The sequence below is a fragment of the Bacillus sp. GW823-FHT06A11 genome, assembly GCF_058795355.1.
In genome coordinates, this window is the sequence record NZ_JBXAHS010000001.1 from 272,269 (window position 1) to 289,237 (window position 16,969).

Genomic DNA, 16,969 nt, shown 5'->3' on the forward strand with positions numbered 1-16,969 from the left:
GCTCCAAACGTTTTACTATTCCACAATTTTTATTATATGAACCATCTGGACTATAACTCCATATAGTAATGTTAACAACTTATTATAAAGCAGGTGAAAATTATGCCATCAGTTGTAGGGAATTTAGTTGTACAAAATAGTAATGGTTCATTTAACTTAGGTGATTTCTACAACGTTTCTCCAAAAGAAAATACGAAAGCTTATAATGGCTCTGGCGCATCAAACGTTGGTTTTGTTGTTAATACTTTTAGCGGTGTTAGCGCGACCAATACATTTGATTCTGACCTTGCAGATCAAAACCAAGTGGGTACAGCCTAATCTTATGTTCAACTTTTAGTATAGAAAATCTTAATTTGTCTATACTATAATCAGGCTGTTTGACAGCTCTTGTTGATTTTGGAGTACCCTATCTTTTTCTCCCTTTCCCTGGGGCTCAGCAGCTAGCACGAAGCTAGCTGCTTTTTCTTGTATTATTTGTCTCATAAATCAGAAATAAAAGAAGCTGCCATTTAATATTCAGCTTCTTTTACGTTATTTCAATAATATCCATAGCGTTAAATACGTAAGTTTTATAAAAGGCGTCTGTACAAATTACAATTTGTTTTACCGGATTGATATGTACAACAGTCATGTAGTTTGTTAGTATGTAACCATCTTCAAAATATGTTACCAATATTTCTTTCTCAGACAGTAATGACGTTAATAATTTATCAGAAATTCTCTCTTTTGCTTCGTTTGTTAAAAGCGGTTTTTGTACTTTTAATTTCTCTCCAATAATCTTTCTCATATTTAAAAGTTGTTCGGATATTACTGTAAACGGAACCCACTCTCTTTCTTCCTTTTGTATCTTTACATCGTTCATTTTTATCTCCTTGATCATTTATACATTTATTTAGCCATACTATCCCTTAGTTATTTTTAATACGCACTAAACTCGGATTTACTTCTAAACTATAATTAGGTTACCTCTCAAAAGAACATTCGTTCTTATTATAAACGAACTTACGTTCTTTTGAGAAGAGCCATACTTATTATTTTTTAACAAAAAACATAATTTTATTTATCTCCATACTTTTTTCCTTTATCAAATAAACTTCTCATTTCTTATGTAAAATGCATATAACAACTAAAAGGCGACTTCACACAAAGTGAAATCGCCTTTTCTTAAAAAATATTTCAATGTTTATTTTTCTATCCTAACTAATGTTCTTTCTGGAATACATAATTCATCTATATTAAAATGATTTATTTTTAATTTCAATTCCCCTACTCGTTCCTTATCTTCATCACCAACCCAACAACTGAATAATTCGAAATAGTCTCCATCTTCCAAATAACCTTCCATAATCTTGCATAAAGTTAAAAGTTTTTCTTTCGCTTCTTTTTTTCCTTTACGTTTTGCCACTCGACAAGTTCAATTCCCCAACTAGTTGAAACCTCATATATGTAATTTTTTTGGAATTGATACTCTTGTACCATTTCAAGCATACTTTCCTCTGCAAAACATGATCCAAAAACAATTACATCATTAGAATCGGGCTCCGTTAACGGAATTTCTACATTACAGCCTATGTAACTTGCTAAACTCATTTTATACTCCTCCAATATTCGTATAAAAAATACTTCATAGTATATTTATTTACTTAAATATAAAATCCCTGCCTAAACAAAAAAGTTTTAAATTTTTTCGTTTATTAACCATCTATAACTGAACACATATACTATGATGAACGAACTCACAAAGCATAAGAAAAGAGAGCATTTACAACACTCTCTTTTCTTACATACTCTATGAAACTTTACAAAACTGAATCAGTGATTTTTATTATTATATTTCATTACATATACTTAGGTTGTACTATTATATGTAACTCTCTCTCTGTATCCGCTTTTTTCGGATGACGAAAATAATTAAGTTCGTACTTTAACACTTTATACTCAACAATCCCGATTTTAATCCCTTTCGTTTCTTTTAATATAGCTAATAAATCACTTACATTTTCATCATATGACTCAAAAATTTTCGCGCCGCCCTCTCCTTGAAAGATTACTTTCATATATTCTCCCCACCTTAATTTATTGATGTGGTAAATGACGCGTTTAATACGATTCATTATTTATCCTAAAATTTTCACACCAAAAAGAACATCCTTTCCATTCGAATGCTCAGCTTTTTACTAATTATCCATATTAAATATTTATTCAAAAACATTATATGTATTATTTTTTAAACCATGTTCGATATCCATTATTTCCCATTGTAATTCTTAATATTTAAATGTAATATTGTATTGTCTTACTATCTATTTATAACTCACACACTAATTAGAAAAGGGAACTCTATATGAGTTCCCTTTTCTAATTATGATTACAATCATTATTTCTTTTCTAGAAATTTAAATGTATCTTTAAATTCTTTATTATTCACTTTAATATCAGCATCTTTCAATAAATCATTGACTACTTGTTGTTTCCATTTACCTGTCGTATCTTGTAGTCTTTGTTGTTCTAAATCTTTACGAATTTTTTCCTTTACTTCATCAAATGGCTTCAATTCTTTTTTATCCGTCACTTTAATAATATGGTAACCGTAAGTTGTTTTAACTGGATCACTTACTTGGCCTGCATCTAATTTATACGCAGCTTCCTCAAATTCTTTCACAGTTTGTCCAGGAGCAAAACCAGATATTTCCCCGCCCTGTTCCTTTGAACCAGTATCTTCTGAATACTGTTTTGCTAAGGCAGCAAAATCTTCACCATTATTTACTTTCTCCTTTACTTCTTTAGCTGTCTTTTCATCTTTCACTAAAATGTGACTTACTTTCATTTCTGGTTTATAGTTATTTTTCACATCTTTTTCTGTGACTGTTGCTTTAATCGCTTTCTCAAATGCAATTTCTGGCTTCATTTTTTCTTTTAATTCATCTTCATTTTTCAATCCAAGTTGTTCTAAAGTTGATTTAAAGTTCTCACCCATTTTATCTTTTGCTTCTTCTACTTTCTTTTTTGCTTCCTCATCCGAAACTTTATATTTATCTAACAATGCCTTACTTAACATCATTTGATATAAAGTACTTTCTCCATATTGTTGTCTTAATTCTTTACTTAATTCTTTCTCTGTAACATTTCCTACTTTTGATGTTACTACGTTGTCTGAAGAACCACATGCAGATAATGCTAGCATCACGCATGAAATAATTGTTCCAATAAATATTTTTTTCTTTTTCAATTCAAATACCTCACTTTTATCATTATGCAAATTAACTATACACAGGCATTGTGAAAACAGTGTGTTTTCTGCATGTAATTCATTTCATATGAGTTGACTATGTATCATGCATTTCCATTTTTAAACATAAAGAGTCTTCTTACTATTATGTATAGTAAGAAGACTCTTTACATACACCTCAAAAACAATACGGCTGCTATAGTTACTTAATACTTACATGTTCTTCAGGTATCCAACTATTCTGCCCGATATCTACCGCATTTCCCACTCTACCCCACACTCGAAAAGATGTCGATCCATCTATATTTCCTTTATAATTCATACATTCAGGCTCTTCATAATAATTTACTCTGTAGCCGACAGGATATTTCGAAGTTGCATAAAACCATTTCACCTTAAAATGTTTTAAATATGCCCACTGCTTATCGTTCCCTAAACAAATCATATCTTGCTCACCGCCTCCCCAATAACCTGTTAAGATTAAATATGGAATTTTCTGAGTGAGTGCACCTGTAAATTGAGGATTCATGGGGTTCTCATATAAATTTATTCCGTATCCATCAGGATATTTCGAAACTGCAATACCAATGCCATTCGGTTGCTGTTTATACACTATGTTAGATTGATTTGCTTTGTTCGAATCTATAAACCAAGAAAGTGACTTATTTCCTACTAATCGATTCAGATCACATTTCCCAATCCCAGGAACATTCCCTGAATCCGTATATTGCCAAATATCACATGGATATGCTGGCTTATTCCCTCCATAACGAGGGATCCATACGAAATCAGCTTCAATATTACGTGCTCCAAATGATAAATACATGTGATGCCCTACATATAACCCTACTTTTTCCGCACCTAAACGGCGTAATTCATCAATAAATGCCTGTGTCCCGCCTTGCATATCTGCCATCGTTTGAACTTCTACGTCCGCCACCCAAAACTTAGCTGATTGATCACCACGATTCCAAAAATCTTGTGCCTCTTTCTTTGCATCAGCAATAGATATAAAACGGCAAAAAGCATAATTACCGAATGGGATACTATACTTTTTCATTTCACTAACATAATTTTGATACATAAAATCCACCGTATTAGAGCCATCTTGAACTCTAGCAATCACTAAATCTAGCTGAGATGCTGCAATATCCCAATTGATAGTTCCATTCCATTTTGAAATATCTACAATATACCCCATACATTCCAGCTCCTTTTTAATGTCTTATTCATAGCTTGTTTTATTGTAAGCCTTATCTCTCTAAAACTAGCTATCTATAATATAAATAAAAAGAATCGTTACTGTTTTAAAAAATATATTCTCTTTCAGAAATATTTCTATTAACTTTAACATATATACCATATAAAACATTCTCATATTTGAAATATACCCTACTATTCATTTGTTATGTAATCTCGTCCTATCAATCCAGGTATCAATCATTTTTACGGATATTAGAAAACATCCCCCTACATTATTAAATTAAAACTTCCAAACTTAACGCATGCACTAAAATAATATAATTACCACCAACAGGAATAAGCGGCCCAACTGTAACAGTTGGATCAGCACCTATTGAATTTTTTAATTCATTAAAATATGTGATCCACGGTGGCGAAAGCTGAGCTTGTACATTTTCTTCCACTATTTTATACTACCTCCTTATACAATTCTTACTAACATAATATGTAGAAAATAAAAAAATGCATTAGTTATATTAACCATTTGCGTATTTATTGATTATATTAATTAAACGTTTTATTTCGCATTCTCAATTTCCCCTTTACATCTTTAAGCAATTTTACTACTATGAAATTCTTTATTATAAGCAAATCCACTGAAGTTTCATATTATACTAATACGACTCTACATCCTTTAACTTATAATACTCAATATTAGGAGCTGATTTCATGGAAAAAAAACCTATCGTGTTCAAAATCCCACCAAATTCAAAACTAAAAGTTACATTTTTCGGTCCTTGTAACGAAGTAATTACAAATGTGTCTATAATTAATCAACTATGCACCCCTAAATGTCAAACTATCACGCAATATCCAGACTTTAAGAAATATGTGACTGAAGTACGATCGCTATCCCGTTGTTAGTCCGCATAATGTACGATTTTCACAAATTTGTTACCTAAAATAACTGAGAAAGAAAATAAATGCATTCCTAAACTAAAATTACACATTTTATGATATTCCATTGATAATTCATTGATTTTTTACACGTTTTTATTAAAAGAACATATATTATCGTATGGAGATTATCCACTCATAAAACCTATCTTTCTTTAGAGCGTACTTATTATGTATGCTCTTTTTTTATGCAACCGTCCCCCTTCTAAATTGACCAATAATATATTAAAATTCTTTATATACTCAAGGAGGTCAAATATGTTCAAGCTGCATCCAATACTACTCATCTTAGGATTGATTTTGTTTTTATATAGTGTAATCGCCTTTATGTTATTCTTTTCAGTGTATTAGTATTACCTTCACAAATCTATGTTCAATATATAATTTCTATATAGTAAAGAAAAAACGTAACGATACGATCTTTTATGTATTCCTTCTTTCTTGTTCTATAAGAAAACTAGTAAACTTACTAACAATGAGTTTGTACAAGCATGTTACTTATTATTCTGTTTATTATCTGAAGAAGATTGAAACCCTTACAAATTAAACTATACTTAACCTGTTTACTTATATATTTTAGAAAAACAATAATAATCCCCCACCATTTGGTAAGGGGATTAACTAAACCTACTAAAAAACATTTAATGATCTGTTTTATTTAATTGGAGAAGGAAATCTTGCCACTTCAAAGTGAACCGTATTTACACCATTAACATTTTGTACAATTACGCCAGCAATACTACTTTCTGCAAAAATTTCAACTACATCTCCTGCTTCTAATTGAAGAATAGTAGTTACGGAAACATCATTATTAAAAAATACTCCTGTTCCAAAGAAATCATTATCTATCGCTATTGCTGGATTTCCATTCACACGAATTTCTACTCTAGCTCTGTAATTCACATTAAAATCATTTGGAGAAAATGTTATATTTCCTAATACACTATATACCCCTCTAGTTTTCGGAGTGAAAATGGATGTTACTGGATTATATTCATTCGCTAGATCAAATTGTTCATTTTGAAATAATACTTTAACAGGAGTATTTGCTAGAACAGGTTGATTAACTGTATTCACAGCTCTAAATGCCGATGCCCTTACAAGCTCCTCTTTCTTATCATCACAACACTTCACCTTTACATACTTCCTATCACATTTACTACTTTTCCTATAACAATCATGACTTTCCTTTTTGTAATCTTTACAATACTTACAGTAATAATAAGACATAGTTAGTCCCCCTTTCCTTTACACTTATTTTTACATAGTATGCTATATAGATTAGAATAGCTTGGACGACCTGTTACTATTTTTAATAGAGTAAAAAACCTTCACCATTTCGGTGAGGGTTTACCTTTAAGCTTCTGTAAACTCATTGTTTAATGACTTTATTTAATTGAAGAAGGAAATCTTGCTGCTTCAAAATGTGCACCATCTTCTAAAGGACTTAAAACTCCATCTATACTACTTTGTGCATAAATCTCAACTTCATCCCCTGCATTCAATTGAACAATCGTCGAAACACTTACTACATTTCCAAAACTTATGGGACCAAAAAAGTCATTATCTATAGCTATCGCTGCGTTTCCATTCACACGAATTTCTACACGCGCTCTATAATTTAAAGTTGGATCGTTTGGAAAGAAACCAATCGTTCCAATAATAGAATATACTCCTTTAGTCTTCGGCATAAAAATAGATGTTGCTGGATTATACTCATTCGCTAAATCAAATTGTTCATTTTGAAATAACACTTTCACAAAAGTATTAGCAGGAACATTTTGATTTACTGTATTTCTAGCTCTAAATGCGGATGCTCTAACAAGATTGTCCTTGTTATCATGGCACTTACAAGTGTTCTTACAACAATCATGATGCTTCTTTTTATACTCCTTACAATACTTACAGTAGTAATAACAAGACATACTAATTCCCCTTTCAAACTTATTACTACATATTATGTAAGATTGATTTATAAGGTTTGGACTAGCTATTTTTATTATTCATAAGGGCGCTATTAACCTGCACCCTTATTTATATACACCACTTCATTCCTTACTAGTTATAAGTTGTATACAGTCCCATATGGAATAGTCAGAAAAGAACTTCCGTACGGTGTAACTTGATGTACTGGGTAAAAATACTCTACGGATGAGTAATATGGTTGTACACCTTGCTGCTGCATTTGCATTTGTTGTTGCATTTGCAATGCTTGTTGAATAGCTTGGACTGTACTTTGTGCTCCACTATACGTTATAGACGTACCATACGCTGGTCGCATGCCAGCTTGAGAATTAAAATATGAATAAAACATGATTTTCAACTCACTTCCGTATAATTTATTACAAATTATATTATGATTCTTTATTTCAGTGGGTACTATAAAGCTAGTCCGCTCGCTTATATTCAAATGACAAAATAAAAAAGTAGCTGCTAGACTACTTTGACTCCTTCTTATTACCAAATGAAATGATATACATATTCTCCTGTTACACGCTCATTAATTCCCGCAACCCTAACGAACCTTAGTAAATCCGCCCCTTGAAGAAAATATATTGACATCGTAACCGGTACTTGTGACCACATGAATTGAAAAAGCTCATTCACCCTCTGATTCGTCGTAATGATTAAATCATTTACAGGTCCATGATTCCATGCAGAGGTTTGAACTGAAGTGAAAGAAAGGTCTTTCCCATTAACCACTATTCTTGCCACGCTTTGAGTTATGTCCACAATAATCCCCTCCAACATTACAAAAATTGGACCTTTTTTAGTTCATATTATTATAAATATTCTTGACTGTAATAAATGTTTAAGGCAAATCCCTAATAAAGTGAAACTTTAATCAGTGGGGGCTTACTGCCCGTTAATGCGGGATAAAATTTTTTATTCATATCCCTCAATTCCCATTACAACCATATAATTTCTAACCTTATTCAATTTTTGTAATTAAAATAAAAAATAGCTAATTCACTACTTAAAAAGTAAAAAAGCATCAGATTGACTAGTATGTAGATGGTTAAATGAATGTAAAATGTTTTTAAATTATCTACTCTTTTTTTAGTTTGGAAGTAACTCTCATCTCGTCCCATCTTTATACACCACTTTCTTAATCACACTGAACGCAATATTCAATTGATGAGTTTGTCATTTCGTTACCTCCAATTAACGCCTTTGTTCAATGTAGTAATTTTCTTGTATAATAAAAGTTAATTAATCTAGAAGGGACTGAATTATGCGCAGATATCAATATTTTTAATCTACCTATCATTACAACATAACGGAGGTAAAAGTATTGATTACAGAACTACACTCACAGAGATTATATTTAAGGAAAATGAAAGCATCTGATTCACTAAGTATGTTTAAAATATGGTCTGATCCTGATGTTACTAAATTCATGAATATAAGTAATTTCACTGATGAGAACCAGGCAAAAGATATGATTCAATTCCTTAACGAACTCGCTCAAAATAATAAAGCTATACGTTTTACTATTATTGAAAAAGAATCTAATCACATTATCGGTTCATGTGGCTATAATTCCTTAGATTTTGAAAACTCAAAGACTGAGATTGGCTATGATATTTCAAAAACATTTTGGGGTAGAGGATATGCACCTGAAGCAATATCCTCTTTATTAGATTATGCTTTTACACATCTAAAACTATATCGTGTTGAAGCAAAAGTTGAACCTGCAAATGTAAATTCCATAAAAGTATTAGAAAAATTAAACTTTACTTTTGAAGGTACTCTGAGAAAGAGCGAAAAATCAGCTGGAAAGCTTATCGATTTAAATATCTATTCGAAATTAATAAGCGATTAATTTTAGTCCCTCTGCCCATACTCAATCAAAGTGTGGGCTTCTTTAATTTCTGTATAAAATTCAAAAGTTTGACACAATCCTGGAAAAAGCTTATAAAGAAAAGTGAGGTTCCGTTATTTTCACACTTAGTAGCGCAGTCATGTTACATACAATTTTATAAGTGTGAACGAACTACAAAACTAAAAAACAAATAATAAGTTTGCAACATGTTTGCAAATACGAATTTTGCATATAAATTCGTGTGATATTGAAAGGAGTTTTACTTATGAAAGAAATTAAAACAGAACAAGAATTCAAAGACATCATCGCAAGCGAGGAGCCTGTAGTTGTTAAGTTCTTTACTACATGGTGCCCAGATTGCGTACGTATGGACAACTTTATCGGAGATGTAATGGAAGAGTTCAATAAATTTGAATGGTATTCTATTAATAAAGATGAGTTTCCAAGTATCGCTGAAGAGTATCAAGTAATGGGTATTCCAAGTTTACTTGTATACCAAAATGGTGAGAAGTTAGGCCACTTACATAGTGCTAACGCAAAAACTGAAGAGCAAGTTACTGAGTTTTTAGAAGCATACTAAAATAAAAGCCCTCTGGAAAATATTTTTCAGAGGGCTTTCATCTATTTTCACACTTATCTTTTGACGTTTTTCATCGTTTAATGAATTACACCTTGTCATTATAAGAATAATACATAGTAAGAAAAGTATTCGTTTCTTCATCCATCTCCCCTCCTATCTCTTTAGTAAATAAACTCCAATTCGGTTTACACCCTGACTTTGTACTTTTCAACATATTTTTCCTTCACGAAACTTTGTTATCCCCTTCTTAAAAAGCTATAAAACGTCAACAATGTTTGTATAGACCCACACGACTTTCGTTTGATACTCTATTTATAGGAAGAATTCCTTTAAAGAAAGGTGAGTGATTAAAATGGATACTCTTTCTCATAAAGAAGCTGATAAAGGTGCTATTGTCAGCATTATGGCCTACATATTTTTATCCTCTATGAAAATCATCATCAGTTATATTACCCTCTCTAGTGCATTACGTGCTGACGGTTTAAATAACTTAACGGATATCGGTGCTTCTTTAGCGATATTAATTGGTCTAAAAATATCTCGTAAACCTCGTGACCCAGATCATCCGTATGGGCATTCGCGGGCCGAACAAATCGCATCACTTGTTGCGTCCTTCATTATGGCAACAGTCGGATTAGAAGTTGTTATTAGTGCCATTCAATCTTTCTTAAATCCGAAACAAGCAGCACCTAATGTACTCGCTGCATGGGTTGCTTTATTTTCTGCTGTCGTTATGTACTGCGTGTATTTGTATACGAAAAAAATTGCAGCACGAACAAAAAGTAAATCATTAGAAGCCGCTGCAAAGGATAATTTATCAGATGCACTCGTAAGTATTGGTACTGTAGTAGGTATTGTCGGTTCTCAGTTCCAAATGCCTATTTTAGACCCTATTGCCGCTTTAATTGTAGGTCTTATTATTTGTAAAACTGCATGGGAGATTTTCGTAGAATCTTCTCATATGCTAACAGATGGAATTGATCCTGATAAAATGGAGGAATACGCTGATGCTATTGAGCATATTGGCGGTGTGGAAAACATTGTAGATATTCGAGCTCGTATGTACGGGAATCAAACGTACGTTGATATTACAATTGAAGTAGATGCTCGTATGGATGTTGGAGAAAGTCACTGTATTACTGACAATATCGAGGCTATGCTTCGCAAAAAGTTTGGAATTTACCATGCACACATTCATGTTGAGCCAATGAAAAAAGAACCTATTATGACATAGGTTCTTTTTTTATGAACGTTTTATGAAATATAACACATAAAACGAGCCAGCTACCGCCAGCTGCCCATCCTGCTAATACGTCAGATGGATAGTGCACGCCAAGATATATTCGGCTAACTGAAATAGATAATACAACAAAGCTTGCTATAAGAATAATTAATAATTTTTTATGCAATGAAATACGATCTTCAGTAATTGTGACGTATGCAATAAATCCTAAAAAAGCAGTAGCATTCATCGTATGACCGCTCGGAAAACTATATCCAGTTGCAGTAACAAGCTGCGTGACATCAGGTCTTGCTCGTTCGTACCATAGTTTAAGCATACTGTTTAAATAACGAGATCCGTAGTAATTAATTGTTAGAAGTAACGCACTAAGCAACTTTTTTCTAACGAGAAAATACATTACAAGAATAATGAGTAATGGAAAATATATTCTTTTGGAACCGATAAAAGACACCCAAGTAAAATAGGTCGTCAAATAATCGTTTCGAAAGCTTTGAATAAAATGTGCGACTATATTGTCGAAATTCTCAATACAAGCGGTATGATACGAAAGTGATAATACGACAAAACAAATGAGTAACGTAAAACTTAGCAAGTATAAATGTCGATATCGTTTCACATACATAACCTCACTATGCAAAAAAATGGAGCGGTTGTTTTAGTTTTCCTCTCCATTTCTTTTTTATGCATAGTTTATTAAAAAATATAATTATTAATTTTTTGCTTCATCTCAGGGATATCTTCTCTTGTTACGGTAAAACGAATCACCTTCTCATCAAGATCAAGCGCCTCAGCGAATAATCCAGCTAAACCACGGGATTTTCTATCTACTTCCATAATAATTTCTAGTCGGTCGTATGCACGTGGCAAGATTAATAATTCTAATTCATCTAATTTCCCATAATGCTCTCCAGAAACCGGAATAAACTCAAATTCTTGTGCGAATGGAACTTGCTTACATAATCGATGCGGTAATTCTTCACATTCTATATGACGTGCTTTAAACCCTAATTCATTTACACTATCTAAAACACTACTTAATAATGCATTGGGTAACACTTGAACGTAGTCGCGGTCACTTGGGTCTATACTACGTTTAATATCAAGACCTGTATGAATCCAAACCGTTTTCATACCAAGTGTAAGTGGTGCTTCAATTGGCATTGGAAAAGAAAATGGAATTTCAACTTTTTCATTCGGTTCTACAGAAAAAGGTTCTGTTAAGCGTACTCGCTCTAAATCATATGTTGCTGTTACTTTTTTATCATCCACTTCTCGTACATAAGACGTCGATAATGTTAAGTAAATGCTTTCAATTTGTTGGCTAACTGAACCTCCAGTTATATGAACCTTTCCAACTATTTCTTCCCCAACAATATACTCATCTTTTTCAAGAACAGTATCTACCTTTGCACTTCCAATACCAACGCTTGCTAAAAATTTTTGAAACATGGAGTCTTCATCCTTTCTAAAGCAGAAGCTACATCTTGTTTTAAATCTTGTACATTCTCATAGTACGGCGTTTTTATTTGTAACATTCGCATAAGCATTTCGCGATTATAATTTTCCAAAGTTAATTCTTCGTACCATGGTTTTTCCTTTTTTTCATTAGATTCATATCCTGCATATAATAAAAATAATGAGAAATGACCGAGCGCATAAAAGTCACTACGAAAGTGAACTTCTCGCATCAAAGCTTGTTCACCTTCGTAAGTTGTAGCTCGCTCATCATCCTCACCTTTCCATTTAGCCAATCCAAAATCAATAATACTAATTTGATTTTCTTTCATTAGTATGTTTGGAATGCGTAAATCTCGATGAATAATGCCTTCACTATGAAACACCGATACAATTTCTAATATTTCATATAAAATCTCAAAAACTTCACGTTCTGTATATACATACCCATCTATGAAAATATAATCTTCAAAATTTTTACCAGGCATGTACTCCATTACAAAGAAGCTCTTTTTCTCCCATATGAAATGATCATATAGACTAGGAATTGCATGATGATTCAATGTTTGTAAAATCATTTTCTCTTGTTCAAATGATTTTCTACCAGACTCATATCTTTGTTTACTTTGTCTTAATTGTTTTAAGACTTTATATCTATTTATTTGTAAATCATTAACGACATATGTAACCCCATAACTGCCCATTCCAATTACTGATTCAATTTTATAACGTTCTGCAACAATTGTATTTTTTCGCAGTGGTCTATCAAATAAAGCTAGTACACGACGCCATTTCATCAGCTACTTGAAAAGAAGCTACGGCTTTTACGTTTTCTTTTATAATGTTGATGTCCATAACCAGATGAACGTCGTTTATAATCGCTACTTGAATAAGAGCGCCCTCTACGACGATAATCACTACTTGAATACGAACGATATTTTTTCTTTCCTAATAAAGAATCAATAATTTTTTTGAACATTCCTTCACCTCTTGAGTAAAATTTCCTTTTCATTATACCAATAATTATTGACTATATTTGTGACAGGTTTGTAAAGAGTAAAAAACGACGAGTTATGCCCGTCGTTACTTTCATTCATCCTCTTCATCAAAAACTTCATCAATCATACATTTCTCTAATAAATACTCAAATGTAATATCTGCGAGATCTTCAATTTCTTCTCGTTTTGGGACGTACCCTCTTTCAATTAGTTGCTCATAAAAAAACTCCGCAATCTCTTCCGTATCAATCACGACTTCAATTTCCTTCATGAGCATCACTCCTTTATTTCTGTTTTATGAAAAAATCTCAAAATTATGTATATGAGATTAGAAAAATAGATTTTATTTTTTTATAGGTCATAAGCTTTGGACGAGATGCATACGATTGTAGTACAAGCTATTCAAAGGGGGAAATAATAATGGAAAATCAATATGAAGTAGGACAAACAAAAGAAGAGTTCATGCATGAAGATCAATGGGCAGACTCTCTTATAAAGTGGCTTTTTATTTTTTTAATAGTTGTAGGCATACCTTATACTGCATATGTTGTTGTTCAATTTATTCTCTCTTTCTAGTTAACTATTTTTTCTCTGTCAATTTAACTAAATAATTATGAACAACATCCATTACAATTTTATATTCTTCATCTTTAAATGTATCGAACAATAATTGATAATCGTTATAAATATCAAGTAACCCATCAATGATTTCTTGACGATTCGTCTTAACACTCACTTTTTTCGAGTTGTTAATTGACTTTAACTTACCTAAATCTAATTTATTCATACCTGCTTTATCTTGTTTCAGTTTCTTCAAAATTGCATTTGCCGTTTGAGCATTCGCAAGTAACGTTAAATCTGACTCATCCGCTTCTAACCATTCACCATCCGTAATCCGTGACAATTCATAAATTGTATCTTCCCAGGCGTCATTCTTATATCTCCATACTTCTGTACGAAAACCAACAATACGGAAAACATCTTTATCATATCCAGTTACTTGCACAAGATCACCAAACGTGAAATTATAATTTAATTCAATCCACTCCGTATCGCCCTTTTTCATATCTTGCTCTGTAACGTGCTGCAATGTTTGCTCTACGTAAAATCCATCGTGATTATTGACTTCGTATACATAAACTCCATCTAAAATCTTCATATTTGTGATTTTCCCAACGGTTCCATATAGCGTAATCACGACTATGTCCCCTACGTTGTATTTAGGTTGTTTTTTTCTTGCCATCTCTATCTCTCCTTTTTTTGACGTCGTGATTTTGATATCAGTATATGCAACCTACATAAAAACGCTTATCACAGAAGCTTATATTCATAAATTTTTTCAATAAAAATTATAATCTTATAAAATTTACGTTACACTCAAAAAAAAGCTAGTAACTAGACTAGCTTCAAATCAACAAATTTCGTATAAAAAAACATACAGAATACTTCACTTTAAACAAAGTAATGTATTCTGTATGTTTTCAAATAGTTTTTATCTATCTTGTATGTATAAATCCCAGGCTTCATCAAATATAGACATACTTTCTAGCATTCCGCTCAACTCTAAGTATGAACTAATTTCATCATAGTCTTCAGATTGCTTCGGAAAACTTAAATCATCATACATCGCCTCTGCTAAATCTGAAATTTCATTTCTAAATAAAGCTGCACGATGCTTCATCATATAATGGTAAAATGTTTTTTTCAAAAATATTCCCTACCTTTCTAACTTGGGTACATTATACAAGGCGAAAAAGAAAAAAACCAGCATAAAAGCTGGTTAAAAGTCGAAATAATTTCTTTTTAATAGACGCGGTCTTCCCATTAATTCTTCATACGTTAGTTGTTTTGGTAAATCTTTCGTGTAAATTAAAAATAATTGATCTTCAATTTCTTTTACTGTATGGTCTGATTGATAGTCCATCCCGCACGAGGAACAAGAAATACATGGTGTCTTTTGGATTTCAATGGCTTTCGTACCATCTGGTAATTCCCAATATACAGTATTCAAGCTTTCTTTCGCTTCTGTACTGTCACACCACATACAATTCATACTGCATCACCCTCAGTTTTTTTGTCGTTTTCTTCTAATTTAGCCATTTGTGCTTGATATTTTTTATCTTTTAATTGATCACGCTTATCACGTTTATCTTTTAAAGATGCATGCGTATCATTATCTTCATAGTCTTTACGACGGTTCATACGCTGTAAGTCGTCTGGAACGAGGTTAAATTTCTTATCGCTCATAAGACCTGCGATACCAACATCTGAACGTTTTTCTTCGTAGTTCGGATAAATCTCTTTAAAGTATCCTTCCGCTCTTCCTGGAATATAGCTCTCTGGCTCTGGATACGTCGTAATAACACCTTCAAAGTTACGAAGTACAACTTTATCTGCACTTTGTGAGATTAAATAGTTTGGTTGAAGTGCAATTTTACCGCCTCCACCTGGCGCATCAACAACGAATGTCGGAACAGCATAACCAGATGTGTGTCCACGTAAACCTTCAATAATTTCAAGACCTTTAGATACTGGTGCACGGAAGTGACCGATACCTTCAGATAAATCACATTGATAAATGTAATATGGACGTACACGGATTTTTACTAAGTCATGCATAAGTTTTTTCATAATTGGAACGCTGTCGTTAATACCAGCTAAAATTACTGCTTGGTTTCCGACTGGAACACCAGCATTCGCTAACATTTCACATGCCTTTTTCGATTCTTCAGTAATTTCAATAGATGTATTGAAATGTGTATTTAACCATACTGGATGGTATTTTTTAATAATGTTACATAAATTTTCTGTAATACGTTGTGGGAATACTACTGGTGCTCTCGTTCCGATACGAATAATCTCAACATGCGGAATCTCACGTAAATTTTTTAATACATATTCTAAAATTTTATCGTTAATTAGAAGTCCATCACCACCGGAGATTAATACATCTCGTACTTGTGGTGTTTCACTAATATAAGCAATCGCATCATCTAATTGTTTCTTCGGTACACCCATTCCAATTTGTCCACTAAAACGACGGCGTGTACAGTAACGACAATACATAGAACATTGATTTGTTACTAAGAATAGTACACGGTCCGGATAACGATGTGTTAGCCCTGGAACTGGTGAATCTTCATCTTCGTGAAGCGGATCTTCTAAATCATATTTTGTTTTATATAACTCTTCCGAAATCGGTACTGATTGCATCCGAATCGGACAGCGTGGATCATCAGGATTCATTAGCCAAGCATAGTACGGTGTAATGTTTAACGGGATCGTTTTCGTTGAAATTTTAACGCCCTCTTCTTCTTCAGGTGTTAAGTTAATTACTTTTCTTAAGTCATCTAACGTTTTGATCGTATTCGTTAATTGCCAAACCCAATCATTCCATTGCTCTTCAGTAACATCTTTCCATAATTCGATATCCTTCCAGTGACGATTTGGTTTGTATACATCATGTAACATTGCTATTCCCCCTTTTTATACGCTCATC

Annotated in this window: 26 protein-coding genes and 1 pseudogene; 6 read left to right on the top strand and 21 right to left on the bottom strand. The window is 32.5% G+C overall.

The window, feature by feature from the left end:
* Nucleotides 1-102 precede the first annotated feature (102 nt).
* Nucleotides 103-318, top strand: a complete 216-nt coding sequence (gene gerPF / locus AC1Q8L_RS01160) for a spore germination protein GerPF (protein WP_001141569.1) — start codon at nt 103-105, stop codon at nt 316-318.
* Nucleotides 319-526: 208 nt separating this feature from the next.
* On the opposite strand, the gene AC1Q8L_RS01165 is transcribed toward gerPF, so the two are convergent.
* The 7 genes from AC1Q8L_RS01165 to AC1Q8L_RS01195 form a co-directional block, all read right to left on the bottom strand.
* Nucleotides 527-862 carry a YolD-like family protein gene (locus AC1Q8L_RS01165; RefSeq protein WP_002093988.1) on the bottom strand — a complete coding sequence of 112 codons (336 nt, stop codon included), beginning with the start codon at nt 860-862 and terminating at the stop codon, nt 527-529.
* Nucleotides 863-1,183: 321 nt separating this feature from the next.
* Nucleotides 1,184-1,405, bottom strand: coding sequence for a hypothetical protein (locus AC1Q8L_RS01170; protein WP_002093987.1), 222 nt, complete (start codon nt 1,403-1,405; stop codon nt 1,184-1,186).
* On the bottom strand, nt 1,360-1,590 hold the full coding sequence (locus AC1Q8L_RS01175) for a hypothetical protein (protein WP_002152962.1): 231 nt from the start codon (nt 1,588-1,590) through the stop codon (nt 1,360-1,362). The genes AC1Q8L_RS01170 and AC1Q8L_RS01175 overlap by 46 nt, the downstream gene beginning before the upstream one ends.
* A gap of 248 nt (nt 1,591-1,838) precedes the next feature.
* Nucleotides 1,839-2,057 (bottom strand): hypothetical protein, encoded by a 219-nt coding sequence (locus AC1Q8L_RS01180; RefSeq protein ID WP_000864277.1) that lies wholly within the window; start codon nt 2,055-2,057, stop codon nt 1,839-1,841.
* A 320-nt stretch (nt 2,058-2,377) separates the two neighbouring features.
* Nucleotides 2,378-3,229, bottom strand: a complete 852-nt coding sequence (locus AC1Q8L_RS01185; RefSeq protein ID WP_000727353.1) for a peptidylprolyl isomerase PrsA — start codon at nt 3,227-3,229, stop codon at nt 2,378-2,380.
* Between the two features lie 202 nt (nt 3,230-3,431).
* A complete protein-coding gene (locus AC1Q8L_RS01190; protein ID WP_000540668.1) occupies nt 3,432-4,430 on the bottom strand; it encodes a glycoside hydrolase family 25 protein in 999 nt (332 codons plus the stop codon).
* Between the two features lie 277 nt (nt 4,431-4,707).
* Entirely contained in the window at nt 4,708-4,875 is a 168-nt protein-coding gene (locus AC1Q8L_RS01195) for a hypothetical protein (RefSeq protein WP_000392277.1), read from the bottom strand.
* A 265-nt stretch (nt 4,876-5,140) separates the two neighbouring features.
* On the opposite strand from AC1Q8L_RS01195, the gene AC1Q8L_RS01200 reads away from it, so the two are divergent.
* Nucleotides 5,141-5,335, top strand: coding sequence for a hypothetical protein (locus AC1Q8L_RS01200; RefSeq protein ID WP_000412557.1), 195 nt, complete (start codon nt 5,141-5,143; stop codon nt 5,333-5,335).
* A gap of 687 nt (nt 5,336-6,022) precedes the next feature.
* On the opposite strand, the gene AC1Q8L_RS01205 is transcribed toward AC1Q8L_RS01200, so the two are convergent.
* The 5 genes and pseudogenes from AC1Q8L_RS01205 to AC1Q8L_RS01225 form a co-directional block, all read right to left on the bottom strand.
* On the bottom strand, nt 6,023-6,598 hold the full coding sequence (locus AC1Q8L_RS01205) for a complement C1q domain-containing protein (protein ID WP_000122945.1): 576 nt from the start codon (nt 6,596-6,598) through the stop codon (nt 6,023-6,025).
* Between the two features lie 158 nt (nt 6,599-6,756).
* Entirely contained in the window at nt 6,757-7,293 is a 537-nt protein-coding gene (locus AC1Q8L_RS01210) for a C1q-like domain-containing protein (RefSeq protein ID WP_001278087.1), read from the bottom strand.
* Between the two features lie 137 nt (nt 7,294-7,430).
* Nucleotides 7,431-7,682 (bottom strand): DUF3947 family protein, encoded by a 252-nt coding sequence (locus tag AC1Q8L_RS01215; protein WP_000500102.1) that lies wholly within the window; start codon nt 7,680-7,682, stop codon nt 7,431-7,433.
* Nucleotides 7,683-7,825: 143 nt separating this feature from the next.
* Nucleotides 7,826-8,101: a hypothetical protein gene (locus AC1Q8L_RS01220; protein ID WP_000355690.1), complete on the bottom strand. Its 276-nt coding sequence runs from the start codon at nt 8,099-8,101 to the stop codon at nt 7,826-7,828.
* A 212-nt stretch (nt 8,102-8,313) separates the two neighbouring features.
* Nucleotides 8,314-8,460: pseudogene (locus AC1Q8L_RS01225) on the bottom strand (2TM domain-containing protein); the annotation flags it as partial.
* Between the two features lie 203 nt (nt 8,461-8,663).
* On the opposite strand from AC1Q8L_RS01225, the gene AC1Q8L_RS01230 reads away from it, so the two are divergent.
* The 3 genes from AC1Q8L_RS01230 (at nt 8,664) to AC1Q8L_RS01240 (ending at nt 11,008) form a co-directional block, all read left to right on the top strand.
* A complete protein-coding gene (locus AC1Q8L_RS01230; protein WP_000627262.1) occupies nt 8,664-9,194 on the top strand; it encodes a GNAT family N-acetyltransferase in 531 nt (176 codons plus the stop codon).
* A gap of 265 nt (nt 9,195-9,459) precedes the next feature.
* On the top strand, nt 9,460-9,774 hold the full coding sequence (locus tag AC1Q8L_RS01235) for a thioredoxin family protein (RefSeq protein WP_000658787.1): 315 nt from the start codon (nt 9,460-9,462) through the stop codon (nt 9,772-9,774).
* Between the two features lie 352 nt (nt 9,775-10,126).
* On the top strand, nt 10,127-11,008 hold the full coding sequence (locus AC1Q8L_RS01240; RefSeq protein ID WP_000380385.1) for a cation diffusion facilitator family transporter: 882 nt from the start codon (nt 10,127-10,129) through the stop codon (nt 11,006-11,008).
* Here AC1Q8L_RS01240 and AC1Q8L_RS01245 read toward each other — a convergent pair.
* The 5 genes from AC1Q8L_RS01245 to AC1Q8L_RS01265 all read right to left on the bottom strand — a co-directional run bounded on the left by AC1Q8L_RS01245 (nt 10,998) and on the right by AC1Q8L_RS01265 (nt 13,741).
* Nucleotides 10,998-11,633, bottom strand: a complete 636-nt coding sequence (locus AC1Q8L_RS01245; protein WP_000833369.1) for a phosphatase PAP2 family protein — start codon at nt 11,631-11,633, stop codon at nt 10,998-11,000. The two genes, AC1Q8L_RS01240 and AC1Q8L_RS01245, sit on opposite strands and share 11 nt — an antisense overlap.
* A 77-nt stretch (nt 11,634-11,710) precedes the next feature.
* Nucleotides 11,711-12,466, bottom strand: coding sequence for a sporulation protein (locus tag AC1Q8L_RS01250; protein WP_000486624.1), 756 nt, complete (start codon nt 12,464-12,466; stop codon nt 11,711-11,713).
* Nucleotides 12,448-13,269, bottom strand: coding sequence for a serine/threonine protein kinase (locus tag AC1Q8L_RS01255; protein ID WP_000872058.1), 822 nt, complete (start codon nt 13,267-13,269; stop codon nt 12,448-12,450). The genes AC1Q8L_RS01250 and AC1Q8L_RS01255 overlap by 19 nt, the downstream gene beginning before the upstream one ends.
* Complete coding sequence (locus tag AC1Q8L_RS01260; protein ID WP_000473371.1) at nt 13,269-13,451, bottom strand: hypothetical protein; 183 nt, start codon at nt 13,449-13,451, stop codon at nt 13,269-13,271. The genes AC1Q8L_RS01255 and AC1Q8L_RS01260 overlap by 1 nt, the downstream gene beginning before the upstream one ends.
* A gap of 110 nt (nt 13,452-13,561) precedes the next feature.
* Nucleotides 13,562-13,741, bottom strand: a complete 180-nt coding sequence (locus AC1Q8L_RS01265; RefSeq protein WP_000658451.1) for a YozD family protein — start codon at nt 13,739-13,741, stop codon at nt 13,562-13,564.
* Between the two features lie 149 nt (nt 13,742-13,890).
* Between AC1Q8L_RS01265 and AC1Q8L_RS01270 the strand changes: the two genes are divergently transcribed.
* The gene (locus AC1Q8L_RS01270) at nt 13,891-14,046 is read left to right on the top strand and encodes a DUF3930 family protein (protein WP_000431486.1); all 156 of its coding nucleotides are present in this window, start codon (nt 13,891-13,893) and stop codon (nt 14,044-14,046) included.
* Nucleotides 14,047-14,050: 4 nt separating this feature from the next.
* On the opposite strand, the gene yodN is transcribed toward AC1Q8L_RS01270, so the two are convergent.
* From yodN to kamA, 4 genes are all read right to left on the bottom strand, one after another.
* Nucleotides 14,051-14,713, bottom strand: a complete 663-nt coding sequence (gene yodN, locus AC1Q8L_RS01275; RefSeq protein WP_000101490.1) for a germination protein YodN — start codon at nt 14,711-14,713, stop codon at nt 14,051-14,053.
* A gap of 249 nt (nt 14,714-14,962) precedes the next feature.
* On the bottom strand, nt 14,963-15,178 hold the full coding sequence (locus AC1Q8L_RS01280) for a YozE family protein (protein ID WP_000750717.1): 216 nt from the start codon (nt 15,176-15,178) through the stop codon (nt 14,963-14,965).
* Nucleotides 15,179-15,250: 72 nt separating this feature from the next.
* Nucleotides 15,251-15,523 carry a YokU family protein gene (locus AC1Q8L_RS01285; protein ID WP_000995766.1) on the bottom strand — a complete coding sequence of 91 codons (273 nt, stop codon included), beginning with the start codon at nt 15,521-15,523 and terminating at the stop codon, nt 15,251-15,253.
* Nucleotides 15,520-16,941 (bottom strand): lysine 2,3-aminomutase, encoded by a 1,422-nt coding sequence (kamA, locus tag AC1Q8L_RS01290; protein WP_000902145.1) that lies wholly within the window; start codon nt 16,939-16,941, stop codon nt 15,520-15,522. The genes AC1Q8L_RS01285 and kamA overlap by 4 nt, the downstream gene beginning before the upstream one ends.
* Between the last annotated feature and the right edge of the window lie 28 nt (nt 16,942-16,969).

Excerpts from the sequence above, each read along its gene's own strand:
- AC1Q8L_RS01255 (WP_000872058.1), bottom strand. The coding sequence starts at position 13,269 with ATGAAATGGCGTCGTGTACTAGCTTTATTTGATAGACCACTGCGAAAA.
- AC1Q8L_RS01165 (WP_002093988.1), bottom strand. The coding sequence starts at position 862 with ATGAACGATGTAAAGATACAAAAGGAAGAAAGAGAGTGGGTTCCGTTT.
- AC1Q8L_RS01200 (WP_000412557.1), top strand. The coding sequence starts at position 5,141 with ATGGAAAAAAAACCTATCGTGTTCAAAATCCCACCAAATTCAAAACTA.
- AC1Q8L_RS01190 (WP_000540668.1), bottom strand. The coding sequence starts at position 4,430 with ATGGGGTATATTGTAGATATTTCAAAATGGAATGGAACTATCAATTGG.
- kamA (WP_000902145.1), bottom strand. The coding sequence starts at position 16,941 with ATGTTACATGATGTATACAAACCAAATCGTCACTGGAAGGATATCGAA.
- AC1Q8L_RS01270 (WP_000431486.1), top strand. The coding sequence starts at position 13,891 with ATGGAAAATCAATATGAAGTAGGACAAACAAAAGAAGAGTTCATGCAT.
- AC1Q8L_RS01180 (WP_000864277.1), bottom strand. The coding sequence starts at position 2,057 with ATGAAAGTAATCTTTCAAGGAGAGGGCGGCGCGAAAATTTTTGAGTCA.
- AC1Q8L_RS01210 (WP_001278087.1), bottom strand. The coding sequence starts at position 7,293 with ATGTCTTGTTATTACTACTGTAAGTATTGTAAGGAGTATAAAAAGAAG.
- AC1Q8L_RS01265 (WP_000658451.1), bottom strand. The coding sequence starts at position 13,741 with ATGAAGGAAATTGAAGTCGTGATTGATACGGAAGAGATTGCGGAGTTT.
- AC1Q8L_RS01175 (WP_002152962.1), bottom strand. The coding sequence starts at position 1,590 with ATGAGTTTAGCAAGTTACATAGGCTGTAATGTAGAAATTCCGTTAACG.
- AC1Q8L_RS01285 (WP_000995766.1), bottom strand. The coding sequence starts at position 15,523 with ATGAATTGTATGTGGTGTGACAGTACAGAAGCGAAAGAAAGCTTGAAT.
- AC1Q8L_RS01215 (WP_000500102.1), bottom strand. The coding sequence starts at position 7,682 with ATGTTTTATTCATATTTTAATTCTCAAGCTGGCATGCGACCAGCGTAT.
- yodN (WP_000101490.1), bottom strand. The coding sequence starts at position 14,713 with ATGGCAAGAAAAAAACAACCTAAATACAACGTAGGGGACATAGTCGTG.
- AC1Q8L_RS01250 (WP_000486624.1), bottom strand. The coding sequence starts at position 12,466 with ATGTTTCAAAAATTTTTAGCAAGCGTTGGTATTGGAAGTGCAAAGGTA.
- AC1Q8L_RS01205 (WP_000122945.1), bottom strand. The coding sequence starts at position 6,598 with ATGTCTTATTATTACTGTAAGTATTGTAAAGATTACAAAAAGGAAAGT.
- AC1Q8L_RS01235 (WP_000658787.1), top strand. The coding sequence starts at position 9,460 with ATGAAAGAAATTAAAACAGAACAAGAATTCAAAGACATCATCGCAAGC.
- gerPF (WP_001141569.1), top strand. The coding sequence starts at position 103 with ATGCCATCAGTTGTAGGGAATTTAGTTGTACAAAATAGTAATGGTTCA.
- AC1Q8L_RS01240 (WP_000380385.1), top strand. The coding sequence starts at position 10,127 with ATGGATACTCTTTCTCATAAAGAAGCTGATAAAGGTGCTATTGTCAGC.
- AC1Q8L_RS01260 (WP_000473371.1), bottom strand. The coding sequence starts at position 13,451 with ATGTTCAAAAAAATTATTGATTCTTTATTAGGAAAGAAAAAATATCGT.